Here is a 22,722-nt window from a genome sequence, read left to right as displayed (position 1 = left end):
AGGGCGTAACGCATGAAGACAGATATCCCGACGACGATTCCCGGCTCGACCCGCTCGTCATCGCGCGTGCCCCGCGCGAACATACAGCTGAACGATATTGCCATGTTTGTCGAGGTCGCGAGGCGAGGGAACTTCAGCCTGTCCGCTGCCGCGCTGGGCGTTCCTCCTTCGACGCTCTCGCGGCGAGTGAGCGGACTGGAACGCGATCTGGGAGTGCAGTTGCTCAAGCGCAGCACTCGGAAAATCGGCTTGACCGAGGCTGGCACGCTCTACTTCGAGCGTTGCCGAGACCTCATCGATGACGCGCGCGTCGCGCACGAGCAGTTGCAGACAAGCATCGCCAGCGCCGCAGGGCAGTTGAGTGTATCGCTGCCCGCCTCACTGGCCCAAGTCTTCATGCCTACGGTGATCGACGCCTTCCACCGCCAGTATCCGGACATTCATTGTCATTTCGAATTGGGAAATCAGCGGGTCGACCCGATCAGCAGCACCTGCGACGTCGCCCTGCGTTTCGGCCAGCAACCCAGCTCTAGCCTAATTGCCCACGTCATCAGCGCGATGACGCCGCGCCTGTACGCATCCGAGGACTATCTCAATAAACACGGGATGCCCTGCTCACCGGCGGATTTGGCCAGACATCAATGCCTGGCGGGTGCGCCCGGAGGAGAATTCGAGTGGATGTTGCGGTCCGGGGCGCGGGTGGAGCGGGTCCGGGTATCGGGCAAAGTTGGGGCCAGTGATTCCGGCATGATTCGATCTTTAGTCCGCGCGGGGATCGGAATCGGTCCACTTATGGAGTTCGAGGCGGCGAAAACCGGCTGCAGCAGCAACAAGTTCGCCCGGGTCCTGCGGCAGTGGTCATTGCCGCCAGTTCCCCTGGTCGCCCTGCTGCCCACGCGCAAGATGCCCGCGAGAGTCAGGGCGTTCCTGGATTTCATTCATCCCAATTTGCAGAACTGCTGAAATCCTCACGCCGCATCTATTGCCATCGCAACGCTTATCAGCACAACAGCGACGATGGAAACCGCGAACACCCGCCGCGCCCACCGCGCATCATCGCGGGCCGAAAACCCGTCCATGGCAGTTTTCAGCCAGTAGAATCCGCTTAATAACACCAATGAAATATAGAGATTTCCCACGTACCCAAGCGCCGCGAGGGAAAGCGCGGCCACAATAAATGCGGCAATGTACAAAACGATGCGCTTCTTCGCGTGATGCTGTCCTTTCACCAGGGGCAGGAGGGGGATGCACGCCACTTCATAGTCCTTCCATCTGAACATGGCAATCGCGTACGAGTGAGGCATTTGCCATATGCCGAAAATCACGAAGAGTGCGACAGCGGCCGTATCGATGGTTCCGCGCACCGAGGAATACCCTACGACGGGCGGGATCGCGCCCGATATGCTGCCCACCCACGTGGAGTGGACCGATCTGCGTTTCAGGAAAAGCGAGTAAAGACCAACATAGACGATATATCCGAGAAGCATCAAGACCAGCGGCTCAATTTGACGCGTGCCAGCATACAAAAGCAGGAATCCGACGATAGCCAGCATAGCGGCAAAGTTCAGAGCCGACGTTATCGAGATCCTCCCGGTCGCCATCGGACGCTTATGGGTGCGAGCCATGAGCCGGTCAATGTCACGATCAATCACATTGTTAACGGCGCATCCAGACCCGATCACGAGGGCAGCACCAGATATCACCAGTGCACTATGGCTTGCATCCACGACGCCTCGCGATGCGAGCAGGTAGCCGCCGGCGAGAGAGACTAGATTTCCGGCCACAATGCCTGGTTTGACCAACTCGAGATAGGTTCGATACATAAAATTTCGCCGCGTCGGACTGACTGCGGACAAGAGACAGCGGAACAGGCTTGATGACTGGAATAGCCGAGATCGCGCCGCTGGTGGGCTAGCACCTGTGGCTGTCGGATCTACCGATGGCCGGCGCGATACGGTTCGAATATGGCGCAGGGAGCCACCTGACTACGCAACGTTCGCTAGCAACTCAAGGTTTATACCTTCTGGGCAGTGGGACACAAAAGAGGAGCGTCGGACATAGATCCCGCAGATACTGACGCCACGAAGCGATCAATGATGGAAGGCATGGTCGAGTTTTATCTGGCGGATTTTTTCAGTGGAATCGGTCCGAAGCAGCCGGCCAGAAGCACCGTCTCAGCCAACTCTCCCTGTTGCAAGATATTGGACCGACTGCACGCAGCCCATGCCCGCCCGGGCGCAGTCCGAGCGGTGCCCCGAGGTATCGGATCAAGCCGCCGTGTCCCTACGAGCAGGAATTCCGCCGGGGGTAGTGACTAATAGAGCTAGAGAAATGGCGCCAGCAGCAATAGCGCGGCAAATTTTCACGCCCGCTCCGATAATTCGGCACAGGTCGCGCGTGCCGTCGACCCAGGCGCATCGCCTGATGCAGATGCCAGCAGGGTCAACCCGGTCTGGCCGCAACTGCCCCCCTGGCCGGCCCACGCGCCCATCGCCATGTCATCAGAGCGGCCGCCAGCACCACTGGCAACATGGCTGCGTTCAGTGCTTCCCATCCAAATGCATCCAACGCCGGTCCGGCCGCCAGCGTCGCCAGCGCAGTCGCGGCATAACGCAGCACCTCGGCAACACCTTGTGCGCGGGCGCGCTCCGACGGACGGTAGGACTGCGCCAGCAATGTGGTGCCGCCGACGAACATGAAATTCCATCCCACTCCCAGGCACAACAGCGCCGCATAGAACGCGGGAAGTGACGGCGAGGCCATCGCAATCAGCGAGCAGGCGACGTTCAGCAGCATGCCGACGGCCAGCACTCTCGGCAGGCCGAAGCGCCGGATCATCGTTCCAGCAAAGAAGGCTGGCGCATACATTCCGACTAGGTGCCATTGCATGATGTTGGCGCCGTCACCGATGCTGTGGCTGCACGCCACTGCGGCCAGCGGAGCGGCGGTCATGATGAACATCATCGAAACCGACCCGACCACGTTGTTGGCAAGCGCGGCCACGAACACCGGCTGGCGCGCTACCTCGCGCAGCGGCCGCGCCGTCAGGCCGGGCTGGGCCTCGCTGGCCGCGGCTGGCGCTTCGGCGTCGCGATAGCCGCTCCACAGCAACGCGGCCGAAAGCAGCGCCAGCAAGGTCACCATTAAGTAGGCACCAGCGAAGGTGACCGGTGCGAACAGGTCACGACTCCAGGTGGCAAGTGCAGGGCCGAGAATCGCTGCGATGACGCCGCCCGCCATCACTACCGATATCGCGCGGCTCTTGGCGGCGGGTTCGACCGCGTCCGCCGCCGCCAGCCGGTAATACTGGGCAAATGCCTGGAACACTCCCACCAGTGCGGTGCCGGCGCAGAACGTCCAGAAATCGGCATGAAATACTGCCCATACCGATAGACCACCGCCCGCCGCGCCGGCAAGTGCCCCCAGCGAAAATCCGCTGCGCCGGCCGATGCGCTGCATTAGCAACGATGCGAACCAAGTGACCAGAGCGCCCGCGACCGTTATCAATGCGAAAGGCAGGGTCGACAACGCCTTGTTGGGCGCGAGCATGTGGCCGGTCAGCGCCGTCAGCGTCAGGTCGATGGAAATGGCAGCGACGAATAGGCCCTGGCAAACGGCCAGGATCCGGGCGTTGCGTCGGCCGTTAGCTAGGGGGACTGATAGGGGCATGGCGGGATCAATAGGAAAGAACGGAGTGGGAAGGACGATGCAGCAAGCACGGCGGGAGGGCAGTCCGGGTTTGGCAGTCATCACTTTATCGACGAACACTTTGGCGTACAGGACATAATTCCCTTAAGAATCGTCATGCCAAACGACGTAATATTGCTGTCGCTGTCGAAGTCCCAATTGCCAGACACGCCACCGCTGCGGCGATTTTTCCGATCGCTGACAAGCGGGCTCAGACCGCCGCCGGTTCTGCCTATAGGTGCTTGCTCGCCTCTTTCATGGCCGTCTTTCGCCCAACCTATCCAAGCCACCCGCAAATCCCTCCGCGCTACTCTCGCAATGTTGTCTGAAATGAGATGAGCGGACGAGAAAAAAAGGGCCGCTTAGCGGCCCTTCTGTACAAGGAAAACAATTACCGTCGACTGAGCTACAAAATCAGCGATCTTAGGAAGTTTTCAGGTCGCGACCGACTTTATTCCGCGCAACCGACTATATTTCTCGTTTTCACTTTCGAGGGTATGGTCGCCATTGACGGCTTTGTAGCGGGTAGCATCAGTCCCCTCGTCATCGAACAGCGGCAGCAGCCGCTGCAAAAAAGTCAATGAATTTGACTTGCCGCGTGACCGCAATGGGTCGGATAGCGCCCCTCCGAAGGAGCACACTGAATCTCCCTTTACTCAAAAGGAGATTGTCATGGAAGCCGCGAATGCCGCCGTTGACCGTCGTGTGCCATGGAACAAGGGAAAGCTCACCGGGCAGAAGCCGCCCCTAAAGCTCCGAGAAATCTGGGCAATTCGAATGAGACTTCAGATGGCTTCGAACACTCGGGAACTCGCGATGTTCAATCTCGCAATTGATAGCAAGCTTCGAGCGTGCGATCTCACGCGAGTGCAGGTACAGGACATCCGTCACGGAAGCCACGTAGCCGCGAGAGCTACCGTCGTGCAACAGAAGACCCAGCGTCCGGTCCAATTCGAGATTACGGAGCAAACCCGTGAGAACCTTGAAGCATGGATCGAAGCGCGAGGGCTAAAGGCGGAGGATTTTCTGTTTCCGAGCCGGTTGCATACGTCGCCGCATCTGTCGACGCGGCAGTACTCCCGGATTGTGCATCGCTGGGTCGCATCAATTGGCCTCGACGATACCGCATATGGAACCCACACTATGCGCCGCACAAAAGCCTCGCTGATCTACCGCCGGACGAAGAATCTTCGCGCTGTACAGCTGCTGCTCGGGCATACGAAGCTGGAAAGCACAGTTCGCTACCTTGGCATCGAGGTCGACGATGCTCTTGAGATGGCTGAACAAACAGAGGTTTGATGCATTCTGGCCGGCAAGCGGTCGCTTGCCGGCCAGGAGCTGGCATTCGGCAACAACCAAGGCGACCTACGGGAAAAGGCAAAAACTGGGCCGGAACCACACTGGCAGCTTCTGAACCGCAAATCGTGCTGAACGGACATTCGTTCAGGCTGGCCCTTCGAGGCCGCCAATCATTCTCGAGGAAATAGCATAGGCAGCACCACCGGCGGCGCCGATGCCGACGCCACCGTCAATCGGTTCAAGAAGTTCTTCGGCGCCGTGAAAGGCAAACGATTTTTCTTCACGAACGGCCTAGATAGCGCGGCGCTCAAGCATCTCGAGACGATTCAGGTGCTCCGCACCTAGCAGAAATCGCGCGGATGGCGACCCAACAGCCTCTCCGCCGGATCGCGCGAGTTCGCGCTCGTGCCGTGGCCACCGGCGCTGGAGCGCCAGCTCAGCAAGACAGTCGCAGGCATCATGCGTGGCGACGGATCAACTGGCAGTTCGGTCGCGGCCGTGGCGGACCAACTATCGCTTGACCGCTCTTTGTTCTCCCGCATGCTCTCCTATACTTGATGAAAGGGGGGGTTGAAGAACGATGTTCGAAATTACTGGCGCACAAGTCGCCGACCTCAATGACGCCGATCTGCGAACACTCGTCGCCCGTCTAGCCTTGGCAGAATTGCGGGCGCAGGGTTGCCCCAGTTCGTCGGTAACCTCTGGCGGCAATCAGGATGCGGCCGATGGCGGGCTTGATGTCCGGGTCGAGTGCCCGTCCGCACTGCCGAGGCCGGATTTCGTGCCGCGCCAGCACACAGGGTTTCAGGTAAAAAAGCCCGACATGCCGGCGAGCGCAATCCGCGATGAGATGCGTCCTCGCGGCGTACTACGGCCGGTCATCGCCGAACTCGCCGCTCGCTCCGGCGCTTACATCATCGTCAGTGCGCAAGGATCGGTCGCAGACAAGCCGCTGAGTGCTCGTCGCGATGCGATCCGGGCACAGCTCGACGATCTGCCTGAGGCCGGGCAGTTGCATAGCGATTTCTACGATCGCGACCGGCTGGCGACATGGGTCAATCACTATCCCGGAATCGCCGCTTGGGTCCGCACGCGGCTCGGCATCGGTATGTCGGGCTGGAGCAGCATCGGCGATTGGTGCGGCGTCGGCGTGAGCGAGGAGACGCCCTATCTCTTCAACGACAAGGCCTGCCTAACCGATGAAAGAACGAGCGACCGCGAGCAACTCACCATCGGCGAGGGTATTACCCGGCTTCGCGTCTCTCTGACCACAGCTCGCCAATGTATCCGGTTGATCGGCTTGTCCGGCCTCGGAAAGACGCGTCTCGTGCAGGCACTGTTCGTGGATGGTGTGGGCGAGGTGCCGCTCGATCCCGGGCTCGCCGTCTATACCGACTATTCGGCGGAGACTTACCCGACCGCACGGGACATGGCGCGCCAGTTGGTGATCGCACGGCGACGCGCGATCCTGATCGTCGACAACTGTAACCCTGCGACGCACAGCGAACTGGCCCGCATCTGTTCGGAAGCTGGGAGCCAAGTCAGTCTCTTAACTGTCGAATATGATGTTCGCGACGACGAGCCCGAGCGCACCGAGGTCTTTCGCCTGCAATCAGCATCGCCCGAAATGGTGGAGCTGTGGCTGGAAAAGACCTTCCCCAATGTGACGCAGGTCGACCGGCGAACCATCTCTGAGTTCAGCGACGGCAACTTCCGCGTGGCGCGCGCTCTCGCCGACACGCTCGGAAAAGGCGAAACCCTGGGAAAGCTCAAGAGCCGCGACCTCTTCGAGCGGATTTTTCATCAGCGCAACGAGCCTGACCGGGATCTGCTTTCCGCTGCCGAAGACCTTGCCCTGCTCTATTCGATCGATGGCGAGGACACTTCGGAAGGCGGTGAACTTGCGCGGGTCGCCGCTATTCGTGGTGTTCCAGTGGCGGCGATATATGCGGCGCTGAACGCGCTTCGACAGCGGGGGATCGCGCAGCTGCGGGGACGGTGGCGCGCTATCCTGCCGCATGCGATCGCCAACCCGCTCGCCGGGTTCGCCCTTGAACGCATACCGCCAGCCGATTTCGATCGCTTCTGTGCGTCGCTTACAACGCGGATGCAGAAGTCCCTTTCGCGCCGCCTCGGCTATCTGCACGACAGCGCCGAGGCGCGGGCCGCGGTCGAGCGCTGGCTCCGTGCCGACGGGCCACTCGGCGATCTTGCGGCATTGGGAGAAGACGGCCGTCAGATCATCGCCAACATCGCCCCGGTCGAGCCCGAAGCCGTACTCGTGAGGATCGAGCGAGATATTGCTGGCCCAAATGACGGCGAGATACTTGATCCGCAGTCGAACAACCGGTGGCAATGGATGCGGTTGATCAAGCTCCTCGCTTACGATCCGCCGCTGTTTGACCGCGCGGCAACCTTGCTTGCGCGGTTCCTTTCCGCTGAATCGCCCCACCACCGCCACAACTCAGCATCGGACATGTTCGCCGAGCTCTTTCACCTACACCTGTCCGGCACCAAAGCTTTGCCAGATCAGCGGCGAGCGCTCGTTCGCCGGTTCGCAAAATCGGGGGATCCGGCTTTGGTGCGCTGCGCCGGCGTCGCCCTCGATGCGCTGCTGAAGGCGCACCATTTCAGTTCATCCAGCGACTTCGACTTCGGCGCCCGGTCACGGGACTATGGCTGGCACCCGCCGACCCATGGTGACGTCTGGGCCTGGTACAACGGCGCGGTCGACCTGGCGGTGGAGCTCTCGCCAATGATCGAGAACGCAAGAGACCACCTTGCCCACAGCGTAAGAGGGCTGTGGCGCTTCGGCGCCTGCCATGATGCGCTCGAACGGGCAGCGACCCACTTTTCTTCCGAGCGACCTTGGATCGAGGGGTGGATCGGCTTCCGCACAGCGCTGCGCTTCGAGGGCGACGCGATGCCGGATGAGGTGCGCGCCCGTCTCGTAGCGCTCATCGAACGCCTGAAACCCACCGATCTTCTCCATCGGGCCCGTGCGGTCGTACTTGGGCGCAGCAGTTTCGGTTGGGATGTGGCTGATGGCGATGCGGATGACGGCGACGTCATAAAACCCTATGAACGCGCCTCCCAGCTGGCGAAAGAGATCGGCACCGCACTCGCGCACGACCCGGAGACGCGCGCTGTCTTCATCGCCGAATTGCTAGTCGAACAAAATCCGCAGCGCGCCTATGAATGCGGCATTGGCCTGTCGGATGGTGCCGCCGATCTTGGTGCGATGTGGCGGGAACTGCTGGACCTCATCTCCGCCGCCGAGGCGGACAGCCGGAATGCGACGGTGCTGGGCGGGTTTATCCATGACGCGCACGCCAAGGATTCGGCCTTTGCCAACGCTACGCTAGAGGATGTGATCCAGAATCCCGATCTCGCCGCGAGTCTGCCGTATCTTCAGGCGCGTGTTGCTATCGATGCCCAAGGCATAGCGCGGCTTCGGCGTGCGATCGAACGTGGCGTCCTTTCGGCGCGGAATTTTCAAAGCATCGCCAATGGCAGTGTCGGGGAGTCTCCACCCGACGCGCTTGGCCCGCTGCTCACCGACATCGGCAATCTAGCCGACGGCGTCGAGATCGCGCTCGATATATTGCACATGCACTTCTACCGCGATCAGGAAGAAGGCCGTCAACGTGCGCCATCCTTGATCGCTGTTGGCCGTGAACTGCTACTGCACGCTGACTTCGGAAAGACGCAGTCGCTACGCGATTTTGGGCTGCATACCGTTATTCGGGTCTGCTGCGCCGGACCTGATGGAGAGGCGACATTGCGGGAAATCTGCGCTCGCGTTCGGGCCGAACTGGAGACCGCCTATCTCTCGTCCTACGATCTTGGTTATGTCCTCAAGGCGATCTTCGAGACCCATCCCCTGATCGCACTCGACGAACTCCTGCTCCCCGAACTCAGGCCGAGCAATCGGAGGCTGTTTGAGGGGGACTTCGGGTCTGGCACGCCGGAGGAAGATGTCGGCGCCGAGACCCTTGTTCAGTGGGCGAATATCGATCCGGATCGGCGCTATCCGCTGCTCGGGGAGAGCATCCCCATGTTCAAGCGGCAGCAGGGCGAAGAGGAGAATGGTGTCTCCACGCTCTTCCTGGAAATATTGTGCCGCGCGCCAGACAAGCGGGCGTTCCTCGGTGATATCTGGTCGCGGCTGCATCCGCGCAGCTATAGCGGCTCGCTCGCCGATATCCTGGTTCGGCGTCACGCGGCTATCACAACGCTGGGTGACATTGTTGGAGGCGAGGTTCGGCAATGGGTCACCGACATGCTGCCCGAACTCGAACGCTGGATCGAACATGAGAGCAAGCGCGATCGGGAAGGCGAGCAGAGTTTCGAATAGCTGCTGATCCGTGCGTCCCCAGCGAGGCTCTGACGCCGATCGCGGCTTTCGCGGAGTCTTAGGCCAGGCCCGCCGCCCTTTGCATTTCTTCCTGACGGCTTCGCGCTGGGCGAATGGCCGGTTTTGGCACACCGCTGCCGAACGTCTGCTTCGGGTCGAGGCTGTGTGGAAACTCATCTCGCCCTAACGACCACAGCGAATTCACCTGGACCGCATCAACTTGAGCGGTCTTCACTTCGATTTTTCGACGCGAGACTCCCTGAAGGCCGTTTGAGCGGCGCGGATACGATATGAAGTGCGTCATTGGTCACATGAAGGGCTCAGCCCCCCATCGACAGCATCGCTTTCATCGTTTGCTGGAAGCCTAGGATGCGCATCACCCGCTTGAGGTTATAGGCCAGTACATTCAAGCTCATTTCCGTGCTCACATTGCGCAAGCGACGCGTTAGGAAGTGCGTATAGCCCATCCAATGCTTGAATGTGCCGAACACATGTTCCACACCGTGCGCCGCCGCACCTTCATCGCTTCTGGCATTAGGTCTAGACGGCGCTGCGCCGCCTCAAGCACGGCCTCATGTTCCCATCGACTGATGCGCCGATACGCGCTAGGTGTGCATCGCTCCTTCATAGCGCATTGCGGGCAGGCACTACTCCAGTAGCGCCGCAATTGAAGACCATTCTCCTCCCGCGTAAACCGGTGGATGGCGCGCTGGCCCGCAGGGCACAGATACTCATCGTCTTTTGCGATGTATATGAAGTCGGAACGGTCGAAGCGGCCTTCGGCCTTGGCATTGGAAGTGGTCGGCTTGGGCAAGATCGCATCAATACCTGTCTCTGCACATGCCTTGATCTGAGGCGCGCTGTAGTAGCCGCGATCGGCAATCGCACGCAGTCGCTTCTTGCCCATCGCCTCCCGCGCGGTTTGTGTCATCGATGCCAAGGAGTCCCTGTCGTGTCCTCGGTTCGTCACTTCGTGCGCGACGATCAGATGGTGCTTGGCTTCGACAACCATCTGCACGTTGTAGCCAACCATCCCCGAGCCCCGGCCACTGGTAGCCATCGAGCGGGAATCCGGGTCAGTCACCGACAGCTGACCGTCTGGACTATCTTTGAGCCTTTCCTTGACGTCATCCAGCGCGCGCATTTGCTTGCGCAGGCGCTCGATCTTGTCGTTGAGCCGATTGGTGCGGGCCTCGATCTCGACAGGTTGCGTTCGGTCCGCAGTGTCGAGCGCCGCCAGATAGCGATGGATGCTCTCCTCAATCTGCTGCTGACGTTTATCAATCTTGGCAGCCGTGAAGTTCTTGTCGCGCGTGTTGACTGCCTTGAACTTGCTTCCATCAACGGCAACCAGGGCTTGGCTGAATAGCTTGAGATCTCGGCATACGGCAACAAACCGCCGGCAAACGTTGCGAATGCCTGAGCCATTGTCACGGCGAAAATCCGCGATGGTCTTGAAGTCTGGCGCCAGACGGCCGACCAACCACATCAGTTCGACATTGCGTTGGCACTCTCGCTCGAGTCGACGACTGGACTGGACCCGATTTAAGTAGCCGTAGATGTAGATCTTCAGCAGCACGGCCGGGTGGTACGACGGGCGGCCGGTAGCTGCTGGCGCCGCCTTCTCAAATCCGAGCACTGCCAGGTTGAGCTCTTCGACGAATGCGTCGATTATGCGCACCGGGTTGTCGTCGGCGATGAAGTCATCCAGGCATTCCGGGATCAACGCTACCTGATGCCGGTCCTGACCTTCGATGAATCGGGGCATGTCGACTCCCGGGATCGAGATACCAAACTTTATCTACACCACCGAAGCGGCGTCAAAGAGTTTTCACACAGCCTCGGTCGAGAACGGCCATAGCCTCGGCAAGCAAGTCACCGGCGGAGATACTTCCTGGATCGGACGGCACCGTCAAAAAGGCGAACTTTGACATAAAAATCGGCAGTCCAAGAATGCCGCTTATCAAAAAGGCGAACTCCTAGCTCTCAATAAATCGCCTTGCCTCCTTCGATCGGAAAGGCGAACTTTATTCCTGCTACTCAATCCCTGAGCAGCGGGAATAACGTTCGCCTTTCGCGCTGAAAGTTGGAAATCGTCAGCGTCGGAGGCGGCGTGCTTTGCTTTTTATGGAAGGCCCGAACTGATGCAGCACATCAGGCGCGCGTCATTCAGTACGGTACAGGCTGCCGGCGCCTCCCCCTTGCGTTGGCGTGCTGTCGCTGCAGCTTGGCATTGGCAGGCCCTGTCCCCATCCGGCGGCCAAGACCTGCACGTCACGCACCGGGTCGGAGGCCTTGGCCCGCGCGTTGCGCATGCGACAGGTTTCAGGATCGGTGGCGAATAGCCCGCGAGCAAAGCCCCGACCTTGCTCCGCCAGCTTTGCCGTCTTGGGGCTGCGGATCTGCGTGAAGGTCCGAAAGGCCTCATCCAGGCTGCCGCCTGCGCCCTCCAGGCACCGCGCCAAATGCCACGCATCCTCCAACGCCTGGCAGGCCCCTTGCCCCGACGTCGGCAACGGCGCGTGTGCGGCATCCCCAACCAGCAGTACATTCGCCCGACTCCACGTATGCAGCGGCTCCAGGTCATGCACCGCAATCAGCCGGATGGCATTTGCGGGCGTGGCACGGATGATGCGCGCGACGGGCTCGGGCCATCCCGCGAACAGATCTTCGACCTCCTTGCGTATATCTGCAGCCGGTCTGGCTTCAGATAGCGGCCGAGCCTGGGCTGCAGCCCAATACACCAGTTGGGGTCGAATCGCGACGCAACCGAAGCGCTCGCCCGCCCCCCAGAAATCCTGAATCGAAATATCGTCCACCAGCGCATGCTGCCCCTGCGCTACGCCAATCCAATTCACGAAGCCCTGATAGGCAGGTGTGTTGTCACCCGCGACAAACTTGCGAGCCACGGAATCCATGCGGCCGTCGGCGCCAATGAGCAGATCCGGGCAGATGCGCGCACCGTTCTCGAAACGGGCCACAGCCCTGCCATTGGCAGCCAGCTCAATACCCACCGCCCGGTGTCCGAACGCCACCGGTATCCTGGCCCGGACGACATGATCCAGTAACACCTCCTGCAAGTGCCGGCGTAGCACCGTGTAGGTCGGGTATCCCATCGTCTTGTCCAGCAAGGCAATATCGAGGCCTCCCAGTGCATTGCCCGCAGCATCCTGGCGGCGCATTGTCAGCGGTCGGCCGCCCATGGCGTCGATGTCCTGCAACAGCCCCAGTTCTTCCAGCACAAAGCTGGCGTTCGGCCAAAGCGTCACGCCGGCCCCCATGGTTGCCGGCTCCGCCCGGCGCTCATAGACCCTGGGCCGGTAGCCCTGTTTGCGCAAAGCCAACGCCACGCTCAGGCCCGCGATGCCGCCGCCAAGTATTCCAATTTCCACGCTGAATCTCTCCTGTCCATACGGTGCTCGATGTTGGGCTCGCCGCCTCGCATCGAACAAAATGGCATCTTAGATTTCGCCACCGCTGAGAACTAGCATGCAAAAATGGGAGGTTTTCATACCTCAGATGGGACAATCAATGCGCGATGCGCTCGATCTGAATACCGTCCGCGTCTATACCGCTGTTGTGGATGAGCAGAGCTTTGCTGGCGCATCGCGTCTTTTGGCGATCCCCTCATCCAACGTCAGCCGCTACGTGGCCGCACTGGAACGCAAACTCGGCACACGCCTGCTGGAACGCAGCACCCGCCACCTGCGTATGACGGAAGCCGGTCGACTGCTCTACGAACGCGCCAAGCCCTTGCTCGACGCTCTGCTCTCCACGCAGGAAGAGCTTGGTGCGGTACAGCGCGAACTGCGTGGTCCTCTGAAAATGTGCATGCCCGGCGAAGCGCCAAGGTTGTTGGCTCCCATCCTCGCCGAATTCTGTAGCCTCCATCCAGGCATCGAACTGGAATGCGATACCCGGATGACCGGACTGGAAGCGCTTCGAGAGGACGTTGACCTTTCCATCGTCTTCCACCGGGGCCATCAGGAGGACAGTGCCTTCATCACCCGCGAACTCGCCACACTGCCCAGCATCGTGGTTGCAGCCCCCTCCTTGCTGGCCCGGACCGGCATGCCGCGCCACGTTCGCGAGCTGAAGTCCCTGCCCTGTATCACTACCCTCAGTGCGCTCAAGGGCCAGCCCTGGCAGTTTCAGGACGCCGCGGGCGAAATCGTCAAGGTGCCGGTGCGCAGCCGCTATCGCGTCAACAGCGGAGAGCTGGCCGTGGCGGGCGCACGCCAAGGCATCGGTTTCGCCATTGTGGCGGCCTATCCCTGCCAGGAAGACCTTGCTGCGGGCCGATTGCAAGAGGTACCCCTGGACCTGTGTCCCGCCCCCCTGCAATTGCTGGGGGCATACAGCCATCGCCATTCCGTGACTGCGCGGGTTCGGGCGCTGCTGGAACTGATACAGGCACGGTTGGCAGGATCGGCGTGCCCTCCCATGGCCGCCGCACCGCGCGGGACGGTCTAGGATCGAAGCGGCGCGCCGCGGGCGCAGGGCATGTCGGTTCAAGCGCCCGGATGGAAAGCCACGCACGGCCGAGCCGCGCGATGCCATACAATTTTCGTATGATCGAGTCGAGACAACAGCAACTTCCGGTATGACATCCCATGAATCACGATAACCAGGACCCGCGCATGCCCGCTGAACAGGACACGCCGTCCACGCCATTGCGGCGGCAAGCGGAAAACGCGCTGCGCAAGACCATTCTTTCGGGCCGATTTCAGCCAGGCGAACGTCTCAAGGAACGTGAGCTGATGGAATTGCTCGATGTCAGTCGCACACTGGTGCGCGAAGCGCTACGCCAGGTCGAGGCCGAGGGCCTGATCGAGATCATCCCCAATCGCGGGCCGGTGGTCGCGGTGTTGAGCTACGAAGAAGCGGAAGAAATCTACGAAGTACGAGGCATCCTGGAAGCGCAGATCTGCACCGGCTTCGCACTGCGCGCGCGCAGCGAGCATATGCAGACCTTGACAACCACCTTCGACGCCCTCGCCGCCGCCGCGCGTCGCGGCGACGTCGAGCAGACGGTTGCCCTCAGCGATACGTTCTACGACACGATAGCCGCCGGGTGCGGCAATCGCCTGCTGGGCAACATGCTGCGCCAACTGCACAATCGCATCGTGCTGTTGCGCAGGACATCCTTGTCCGCGCCCAGCCGGTTGCCTGAGACCCTCTACGAATTGACCCAGATCTTCGAAGCGCTCAAGGCCCGTGACGAAGCGGCCGCCGGCAAAGCCGCCCTGCACCACGTCCGTCAGGCCGCGCGCACGGCACTCCAGGTGCTGCGAATCCGACAACACTAGGTGTTATCCATTAAATTGTAGTACTAAATTATAATTTTCCTTTTTTTAGTAGTACGATTTGAACCGTCATTCACGTTCTTGGACGGCTGACGGGTTTTACCGTGGCCGATCCCTACCCCTAGGAGCAGGCGGTCATGAAACGCAGATCTTTCACCACAGGGTTGTTGGGCCTCATGGCGGCGGGCGCCTTGGGGCGAGCCCCACTGGCCAAGGCCCAGGGCCAACCACTACCGGCACTGATTACCCTGGTGGTGCCGTTTTCCCCCGGCGGAGGCGCCGACCAACTCGCGCGCGAATTCGCCCACTTCGCCCAGACACACGCGCCCGGCACCACCTTCGTGGTCGAAAACAAGCCAGGCGCCAACGGCGCCATCGCCGCGCGCCATGTCGCGCGCCTGAAGCCTGACGGGACGACGTTGCTGCTGGGCACCTCCAGCACGCATGTGCTGGGCCCGCTCATCGCCAAGACGGCCGCCGCCGACATCACCAAGGAGTTCAGCCCCGTCACCTTACTGGCGACCACCGCCAATGTGCTGGCGGTCGCCAGCAAGTCGCGTTGGAAAACGCTGGATGAATTCCTCGCCGACGCCCGCCAGAAAGCCTTGACGTACGGCACCTTCGGTACCGGCTCGTCGGCACACCTCTACGGCCTGCTGTTGGCCCAATCAACGGGCGCCAAGTTGTCCCATGTGCCCTACAAGGGTTCCGGACAGGCGGTCACCGATCTGCTCGGCGACCACATCGATGCGGTATTCCTGACCAGCAGCGCGCTTGAAAGCCTGGCCCGCGAAGGCAAGGTCCGCGTCCTCGGCGTGACGGGCGAAGCCCGCACGCCGGTTTTTCCCGACAGCAAGACCTTCGAGGAACAGCAGGTGCGGCAATTGGACTTCAGCGGATGGTTCGGCCTGTTCGGGCCCGCGGGCACCCCGGCGTCCATTTGCGATAGCGTCGCGATGCTGGCTGGGAAACTGGGCAAAGACGACGCCGCTCGCCAGCGCATGGTTGGGCAGGGCTACGATTGGGTCGGCTCTTCGCCGGCGGCGCTGCAGGCCGCCGTGGAAAACACCATCGCGATCTATCAAAAGGTCCTGGCGACGGAGCCGGCGGATCTGGGCGGATAAGGAGCCGGGCCGCCCAGGAATCCCCGCACCGCTTCGGCAAACAGCGCCGGCTGGTCATCGTGGACATAATGGCCGGCGTCCGGGATCTCGACCGATCGAATACGCGGATTGAGATCACACATACGCCGCACCATATCGGGCTGCAAGTAGTCCGTCCTGCCGCCGCGCGCCACCAAGGTGGCGCACGCAATCGCCTGCACGCATGGCTCCAAGTCAACGACGCGCGCGGGGTCCGGGTTCAATCGGGTTGCGGCGATGCCCGCGTGATCGTAGCGCCAGGTAAAACCGCCATCCGCGGCCGGCTTGAGCATGCTGGTCAAACGCTGCTGGCGCGCGGCTTCACTGACTGAAGGTCGCAATGCGCGCATGAATGCCGCGGCCTCGTCCCATGAAGCGAACCGCTCGGGCGTGGCCTGAAGCTCCTGGCAGATGCGCGAGGCCCCCGCGCTGACTTCAAAGGCCCCCGGACCCGCGTCTTCGATGACCAATCGACGGACCCGCTGCGGATGTCTCGCCGCGAACACAATGGCGTTGATGCCCCCCAGCGAATGCCCGAGCAAATCGAATTGCCCCAGCCCCAGTTGCCCGGTGACGCCCTCCAGATCGGCCACGTAGGCGTCCACGTAGTAATTCCAGTCGGGATCCCAATCGGACTCGCCGCGGCCACGTTGGTCAAAGGCGATGACGCGCGCCCCGGGCTGCAATGCGGCCGCCAAACGCGAAAAGGTCTCGGCGTAGCCCCGGATGCCATGAAGCATGACGATGGGATAGCCGTCGACGTCGCCCCACTCCACGACATGAAGGCGCAACCCGGATACCGTCAACGAATAGTCTCGGCGATTCATATACCTCTCCCTGAAACCGGCCGGCTCAGCACAAGCCGTCCAGCCCTTTCACCTCGCTGGCGCGCAATCCCCCCAGGCGCGCGTTCAGCCGCCCGCGCGTTGCGAACGCCCAGACCAGCACGACTTCGTCACGGTTCGGGCCGTCGTTGAATTGCGCGGTCACGGTGTCGTAGTGCGACCGCACATAGAGCGCGTCCTTGTGCGCCAGGGGAATATCGATGGCCGTGCCGGGCGCACCACGCTTCCCGGTGGACGGCACCCAGGATTTCGCGCCGCCCAGGCCTTCCCGCACAGGGTTCGCGGCGGGATTGGTGAGCAGGGCATTGCCATGCTCGTATTCTCCGTCCATCCCCACCAGGCACGCTTTGCCATAACTCTCGATCGCCCTTCCCGCGGCCGCCTCGCCGATGCGGCGGCCGAACTCGCGTCCCAACTCGGGCGACGCGTCGATCCATGCGGACAGATCCTGGACATAGCGGCCAGCATAGGGATTGTGGAGGCAGGCGGCAATGACGATCTTTCGCAAGGGTTCGCCATCCGCGGGCGCGCCGGTTTCTCCCGCCAGGGAATCCTCGATCTGGAGATACCACTTGCGGATGTGGAAAGCGCTGAAATTCGGGGTCTTCATAAGGTACGTCTCTTGTTCAGGAAATGGAATGGGATGGGATGAGAAGGCCGCCTCGCGGACACGGCCGGCGCGGCGGCGCTGAAGCGGTCATGTGGCCTGGCTCGGCAATCTGGATTGGGGGTGGGCCTTGACTGACGCGACGAACGGTGTCCAGGCCACCGCGGTGATCTCACTGAAATCACGCCATTCCTTGAACCAGCTGCGTCCGCCATCCATCGACCGGAACAGGTGCCCATACTTCGTGCCGGCAAACACGAGCGACGGATCGGCCGCATGCGCGCCGAAGGCCCAGAAGGTAGCGTTCGGCGGCGAGTGCAGAATCGCGCGGGCCCAAGTGCGGCCACGGTCTTCAGAGCGATATATCCGCGTCCGCGTGCCCGGCGTGCCATCGCCGACCGCCAGCAACAGGACATCCTCGCCGCCCGGCAGTGGCTGGATCGTGCGGGTGTAGTACAGGCCATCGAAGCGATCCGCCGAACTGGCGCCTTGCCAGGCGCCTTGGGCGTTGTCGACGTTGGTGTAGACCGAATTGACGGTGCAGATCAGATGCGTGCGCGGAATCTGGCCGCGCGGCGGCAAAACGCTGATGGCGTGGATGTCGCCGCTGACGATGCCGTTGGCGACCGAGTCAATCCGCTGCCAGGAATCGCCCCGGTCACGGCTGCGCCAGGCGCCGCCCTCCTCGACCCCGAACCAGACTTCGCCATTGACGGGATCCACGGCAATCGCCAGGATACGCGGCCGATTCACGCCGGCGCAGAACTCCGGCAATTCGACCGGCAACGCCTCCCACGTCTGCCCGCCGTCGGCCGAGCGGAACATGCGCGCACGCGATGGGGCCCCTGTACCTGCGTAGACCCGCGCGGGGTTGCTCGGGTCCAGTGCCAGGGCCCAGACAGTCTGCCCGTTGGCCGGGGAATCCAGCCGCCGAAAATGCGCCCCGCCGTCGGTGCTCAGGCAGATCCCGGCATCCGCGCCAGCAAACACGCGGGCGGGATCGGACGGGTCGACCGCCAGACAGCGCACGACGCCGTCAAATTCGATCGCCTCTTTCAAGCCCAGCCGATGCCAGCTCGCGCCGTTGTCGGCGCTTCGCAATATGCCCTGCCCCGCGGTCCCCACCAAGATCGTGCCTTGCATGATGTCCTCCTCCCCCCTTCTGGGAAACAAGTGCTCGGACAGGGCGCCACCGTCCCCGGCACGGGTTCTGTCCGAAATCCGGCTGGCCTTCGATGGCTCACAAGAAGCCGCCGACGGCGGGCCGCCGGCCGAGCAAGCGTTTCCCCTAGTTGGAAACAAAGGCTAGCCACGCAAGAATTGTAGTACTGAATTAATTATTTTTCTATTTTTGTACTACTGATTTGCGATAAATCGCCATTTCAATCCGATGCCAGGCAGCCGCGCGCCGCGGCGCTGGCAACGTCATCAGGGAAAGACAGACATGAAGTTCTATCACGAGGTACGGGGTTGCTCGCTGGCGGTCGACATCGTCGCGCGCGAACTCGGCATTGCATTGGATCTGCAATGGGTGGACATGCGCACCAAGCGGTTGGCCGACGGGACGGACTACCTGCTCGTCAACTCGAAGGGCACGGTGCCCACTTTGCAGTTGCCCGACGGGCAGTACCTCAGCGAAGGCGCCGTCATCATGCAATACCTGGCCGACCAACAGCCCGGCACGGCCTTGTTCGCGCCGCCCGGGTCGCTGATTCGCTACCGCATCATGGAGTGGATGAGCTTCATCGCGGCGGATTTGCACAAAGGCGGCTTCATGCCGTTGTTCAAGGCCATCACGCCGCCCGAGTACAAATCGATCGCCCGCCAGTATCTGCACGGCCGGCTGCAATGGCTCAACGATCAGTTGAAGGGACGCGACTTCCTGATGGGCCATCAATTCACGATTGCGGACGCCCATTGCTACACGATCGCCATGTGGACCCGCGCGCACCGCATCGACACCGCCGCCTGGCCCCATCTGGAGGCCTATCTGCAACGGGTCGGCGCCCGTGCCAGCGTACGCGCCGCCGAACAGGCGGCCCATGAAGAAGGCGTGCGCCAAAGCGCGGGCCAGCCGTAACGTCGTTGCCCATCCCCCCCCTTTGGAACATACCGTTCCGGTTGGAGAATCCCCATGAACATGCTGCTCCGTTTGGTCTTTTTGTGCGCGGGCGCGCTGTGCGCCATCCAAGCCGGCGCCGCCGGCAATCCAGCGGGCCCCATCCGCCTGGTCGTCGGCTTTCCTCCTGGCGGAGGCACGGACGGCGCCGCCCGCATCATTGCGGAAAAGCTGCCCGCGCTTCTGGACCAGCCCACAATCGTCGAAAACCGTGGCGGCGCCGGAGGCACCCTGGGCGCATTGAACGTGACACGCTCCGCGCCCGATGGCAACACGCTGTTCTTTGGCACCAGCGCCGAGCTGATCATCAACCCGGTGACCCGCAAGACGGCGCCGTACGACGTGCTCAAGCAATTCACCCCGATTGGCGAAGTGGGTAGCGTCAGCTTTGTGCTGGTCGTGCCCGCCTCCTCGCCCATCACCAGCGTGCCGTCATTGATCGCCCGGGCCAAGGCGCATCCCGACCGCCTGAATTTCTCGTCATTCGGCATCGGATCAACCAATCACATGATCGGCGCGTTGTTCCTGTCTCGCACCGGGATCAGCGCGACGCATATTCCTTACCAGGGCAGCGCGCCGGCAATGAGCGCGTTGTTGGCGAACGAAGTGGACTTCACGTTCGAAACCGCCGCGGTGGCCTTGCCTCATATCAAATCGGGAAAGCTGCGCGCGCTGGCCACGCCCTCCCCCGCACGACTGCGTGACCTGCCGGACACTCCGACCCTGCGAGAGTTGGGCTTTCAAGACATGGCAGCGGAAGGCTGGATGGGCGTCTTGGCCCCCGCCAACGTGGCCCCTGACGTCGTGCAACGGCTCAATGCCGCCTTGAACACCGTGCTGCGTATGCCCGACGTGCGCGAAAAACTGACCGCAAGGGGGGTGGAGGTGTCGCCGGGATCCGCCAGTCAGTTCCGCGACATGCTCGCGGCCGAACAAGGAAAATGGCGGCGCGTGGCCCAAGAGTCGGGCATCTCGCTCGACTGAGCAACCGCGGTTCGCCGTCGAGCCACTGGTCGAACCACGACGCGGCCCCGCCCCGGTGCCTTACGAAGGAAGGGCGGGCCTTTCCATGGCAGGGATATGGACGTGCGGCATTACAACAAAAACACCATCAATAATGCGAATCCGTATCATCAATAGTATTATCTGGCGCCCATCGCGCCACATCCTATCCTGCCCAGCAACATGCGCCGCCCTGTCCTCTCTGTATGTCTCCTGAATGCCATCGTCCCCACCGCGGTCGCCGCGCCGAATAGTCCCGCTGATGCCGTCGAACTGGAGGCCGTGAGCGTTTACGGCATCGCCGAGCGGGCCGACGGTCCGGTGATCGGATATCGGGCGACCCGCAGCATGAGCGCCACGCGCACCGATGCCGCCCTGCGCGAGGTGCCGCAATCCATCACCGTCGTACCCCGCGACGTCGTGGAGGACACCAATGCCACGCGCTTGCGCGAAGTGCTCGATTACGCCGGCGGCGTTGGCAGCGCAAACAATTTCGGCGGACAAGGCCTGACCACGGTGACGGTCCGGGGCTTTACCACCGGCGAGTACTACCGCAACGGATTCCCCATCAATCGCGGTTATCCCAACGCGCCCGACGCCTACACCCTCGAAAGGCTCGAGGTCATACGTGGCCCCGCCACGACCTTGTATGGCCGCGGCGATCCCGGCGGCACGTTCAACGTGGTGACAAAGCAACCCGAAGCGCAAGCAAGCCTGAGCACCGGCCTGCAATTCGACAGCCACGGAATGCGCCGCGTCACCATCGACACCACCGGCCCCGTGGACGAGCAAGGCCAATTCACGTATCGCATCAATGCGCTGGCCGAAGGGGGCAATACCTTCCGTGACAACGTCAGCACGGAGCGCTACGCCGTCGCTCCCGTACTCACTTGGCAGCCCAGCGCCGCCACGCGGATTACGCTCGAAGCGGATCTGATGCGTAACAACCATCCGCTGGACCGGGGCCTGACGAACTATCCCAACCAGAGCAAGCGCGCGTCGTCCAGCGTCAATGCCTGGGAAGCCGGCACCACCAACAAACTGCACAACGACAACACGGTCGTCCAGTTGCGCTTCGAACATGCGCTGAACGACGACTGGAAAGTCGCCGGCGGGTTCCAATGGCTCGACGGCACGCTCAAGGGCAACGCGGTGGAAGCCAATGCGCTCCAGTCCGACGGTCGGACGTTGGGCCGCAACTTCAACTACCGCCGGCTGGACTGGACCGATCGGGATTTCCAACTCAACCTGACAGGCAGCTTCAGCACCGGCGGCGTACGCCACACGCTCTTGACTGGCGTGGAGGTTGAAGACTACGACTACCAATCGATCATTCGCCGGTCCGCGGCCGGCGCCAACGCCTACCCCGTCGACCTGTACGACCCGGTGCTTGGCCAACCGCGCCCGCCGCTGAGTCGCACGACGACGCACGATAAGGAAAACCTGAAAACCTGGGCGGCCTTCGTACAGGATCAGATTTCACTCACGGACCGGTTCAAAGTGGTGGCGGGAGTGCGATTCGAACACTTCGAACACCGCTACCGGGATCGCTTGCCCGGCGCGTCGAGCTGGCGCACCCGCGACTCGGCGGTCTCGCCCCGCCTGGGCGTGGTCTATGACCTTACGGAGACGCTCTCCGTCTATGCCAACACCGCGCGCGCCTACAAGCCGAACACGGGGGCCGACCGCCAGGGCAACGGCTTCAATCCCGAAAAGGGCAAGTCGATTGAAGTCGGCGCCAAGTGGGAACTGCTCAATGAAAAACTGAGCGTCGACGTGTCGGCCTACCAGATCGACAAACAGAACGTTCTCACGGTCGACCCCGCGGACATCACCTACCGGGTGGCAGCCGGGAAAGTGCGCAGCCGCGGTTTCGACGTGAATGTGGCCGGCAACCTCACGCGCCAGTGGCGGGTGATAGGCGGCTATGCTTTCGTCGACGCGGCGGTGACCCAGGACAACACCTTGCCCGAAGGCACGCGCCTGGCCAACATCCCGCGAAGCACCCTCAGCCTATTGAATATGTATGAATTCCATGAAGGTCCCGCGCGCGGGCTCGGATTGGGCGTCGGCGTGCGCTACGTCGGCAAACGGGCGGGGCAAACCGCGGCGAACACCTACCGCATGCCAGCCTATGTGGCGGTCGACGTATTCAGCTTCTATCAGATAAACCGTAATCTGCGAGTGAACCTCGACGTGACGAACCTCTTCAATCGCACGTATGACGAGGGCTCGTTCAACAGCTATGTCTACCCCGGGGCGCCACGAACCGCGCAACTGGGCATCAGGTACACCTATTGATGACTGCGCCGGCCGGGTCGCGGCCGCCAGACTCTGGCGCGAAGCTCCCCGGCGGGC

The 22,722-nt window shown here is 62.0% G+C and carries 16 protein-coding genes and 2 pseudogenes; 10 read left to right on the top strand and 8 right to left on the bottom strand.

The genetic code is table 11. The annotated features are described in order from the left end of the window. Positions 1–12: 12 nt before the first annotated feature. Positions 13–963, top strand: coding sequence for a LysR family transcriptional regulator (locus K2W61_RS17660; RefSeq protein WP_236756191.1), 951 nt, complete (start codon positions 13–15; stop codon positions 961–963). 5 nt (positions 964–968) lie between these two features. On the opposite strand, the gene cyoE is transcribed toward K2W61_RS17660, so the two are convergent. Together cyoE and K2W61_RS17650 are read right to left on the bottom strand one after the other, a co-directional pair. Next, positions 969–1,823 carry a heme o synthase gene (gene cyoE / locus K2W61_RS17655; protein WP_236756189.1) on the bottom strand — a complete coding sequence of 285 codons (855 nt, stop codon included), beginning with the start codon at positions 1,821–1,823 and terminating at the stop codon, positions 969–971. A 619-nt stretch (positions 1,824–2,442) separates the two neighbouring features. Further along, a complete protein-coding gene (locus K2W61_RS17650; protein ID WP_236757013.1) occupies positions 2,443–3,669 on the bottom strand; it encodes an MFS transporter in 1,227 nt (408 codons plus the stop codon). Positions 3,670–4,022: 353 nt separating this feature from the next. On the opposite strand from K2W61_RS17650, the gene K2W61_RS17645 reads away from it, so the two are divergent. Both K2W61_RS17645 and K2W61_RS17640 read left to right on the top strand, forming a co-directional pair. Continuing rightward, a complete protein-coding gene (locus K2W61_RS17645) occupies positions 4,023–4,271 on the top strand; it encodes a hypothetical protein (protein ID WP_236756187.1) in 249 nt (82 codons plus the stop codon). Between the two features lie 88 nt (positions 4,272–4,359). Further along, complete coding sequence (locus tag K2W61_RS17640; RefSeq protein WP_236756185.1) at positions 4,360–4,986, top strand: tyrosine-type recombinase/integrase; 627 nt, start codon at positions 4,360–4,362, stop codon at positions 4,984–4,986. Positions 4,987–5,130: 144 nt separating this feature from the next. On the opposite strand, the pseudogene K2W61_RS27895 reads toward K2W61_RS17640, so the two are convergent. Next, a pseudogene (locus K2W61_RS27895) lies at positions 5,131–5,223 on the bottom strand (PID-CTERM protein-sorting domain-containing protein); the annotation flags it as partial. Positions 5,224–5,566: 343 nt separating this feature from the next. Here K2W61_RS27895 and K2W61_RS17635 point away from each other — a divergent pair. Further along, entirely contained in the window at positions 5,567–9,343 is a 3,777-nt protein-coding gene (locus K2W61_RS17635) for a hypothetical protein (protein WP_236756182.1), read from the top strand. A 320-nt stretch (positions 9,344–9,663) separates the two neighbouring features. Here the strand turns inward: K2W61_RS17635 and K2W61_RS17630 are convergent. Beyond that, positions 9,664–11,111 (bottom strand): annotated as a pseudogene (locus K2W61_RS17630) (IS1182 family transposase). A 397-nt stretch (positions 11,112–11,508) separates the two neighbouring features. Then, positions 11,509–12,735 carry an FAD-dependent monooxygenase gene (locus K2W61_RS17625; RefSeq protein WP_236756180.1) on the bottom strand — a complete coding sequence of 409 codons (1,227 nt, stop codon included), beginning with the start codon at positions 12,733–12,735 and terminating at the stop codon, positions 11,509–11,511. Positions 12,736–12,874: 139 nt separating this feature from the next. Between K2W61_RS17625 and K2W61_RS17620 the strand changes: the two genes are divergently transcribed. The 3 genes from K2W61_RS17620 to K2W61_RS17610 all read left to right on the top strand — a co-directional run bounded on the left by K2W61_RS17620 (position 12,875) and on the right by K2W61_RS17610 (position 15,773). Then, positions 12,875–13,816 carry a LysR family transcriptional regulator gene (locus tag K2W61_RS17620; RefSeq protein WP_236756178.1) on the top strand — a complete coding sequence of 314 codons (942 nt, stop codon included), beginning with the start codon at positions 12,875–12,877 and terminating at the stop codon, positions 13,814–13,816. Positions 13,817–13,956: 140 nt separating this feature from the next. After that, on the top strand, positions 13,957–14,652 hold the full coding sequence (locus K2W61_RS17615) for a GntR family transcriptional regulator (protein WP_175132635.1): 696 nt from the start codon (positions 13,957–13,959) through the stop codon (positions 14,650–14,652). 134 nt (positions 14,653–14,786) lie between these two features. Then, complete coding sequence (locus K2W61_RS17610) at positions 14,787–15,773, top strand: Bug family tripartite tricarboxylate transporter substrate binding protein (RefSeq protein WP_236756176.1); 987 nt, start codon at positions 14,787–14,789, stop codon at positions 15,771–15,773. On the opposite strand, the gene K2W61_RS17605 is transcribed toward K2W61_RS17610, so the two are convergent. The 3 genes from K2W61_RS17605 to K2W61_RS17595 all read right to left on the bottom strand — a co-directional run bounded on the left by K2W61_RS17605 (position 15,731) and on the right by K2W61_RS17595 (position 18,386). After that, on the bottom strand, positions 15,731–16,618 hold the full coding sequence (locus K2W61_RS17605) for an alpha/beta fold hydrolase (RefSeq protein WP_236756174.1): 888 nt from the start codon (positions 16,616–16,618) through the stop codon (positions 15,731–15,733). The two genes, K2W61_RS17610 and K2W61_RS17605, sit on opposite strands and share 43 nt — an antisense overlap. Positions 16,619–16,643: 25 nt before the next feature. Further along, positions 16,644–17,246, bottom strand: coding sequence for an amino acid synthesis family protein (locus tag K2W61_RS17600; RefSeq protein WP_175132638.1), 603 nt, complete (start codon positions 17,244–17,246; stop codon positions 16,644–16,646). Between the two features lie 87 nt (positions 17,247–17,333). Further along, the gene (locus K2W61_RS17595; RefSeq protein ID WP_236756173.1) at positions 17,334–18,386 is read right to left on the bottom strand and encodes a WD40/YVTN/BNR-like repeat-containing protein; all 1,053 of its coding nucleotides are present in this window, start codon (positions 18,384–18,386) and stop codon (positions 17,334–17,336) included. A gap of 301 nt (positions 18,387–18,687) precedes the next feature. On the opposite strand from K2W61_RS17595, the gene gstA reads away from it, so the two are divergent. From gstA to K2W61_RS17580, 3 genes are all read left to right on the top strand, one after another. Beyond that, complete coding sequence (gene gstA / locus K2W61_RS17590) at positions 18,688–19,323, top strand: glutathione transferase GstA (protein WP_236756172.1); 636 nt, start codon at positions 18,688–18,690, stop codon at positions 19,321–19,323. 54 nt (positions 19,324–19,377) lie between these two features. Then, complete coding sequence (locus K2W61_RS17585) at positions 19,378–20,346, top strand: Bug family tripartite tricarboxylate transporter substrate binding protein (RefSeq protein ID WP_236756171.1); 969 nt, start codon at positions 19,378–19,380, stop codon at positions 20,344–20,346. Positions 20,347–20,547: 201 nt separating this feature from the next. Continuing rightward, positions 20,548–22,665, top strand: coding sequence for a TonB-dependent siderophore receptor (locus K2W61_RS17580; protein ID WP_236756170.1), 2,118 nt, complete (start codon positions 20,548–20,550; stop codon positions 22,663–22,665). The last annotated feature ends 57 nt before the right edge of the window (positions 22,666–22,722 follow it).

The sequence above is a fragment of the Achromobacter pulmonis genome (assembly GCF_021733725.1).
GTDB classification, from domain to species: domain Bacteria; phylum Pseudomonadota; class Gammaproteobacteria; order Burkholderiales; family Burkholderiaceae_B; genus Achromobacter; species Achromobacter pulmonis.
This window is presented reverse-complemented; position numbering and strand designations above follow the sequence as displayed.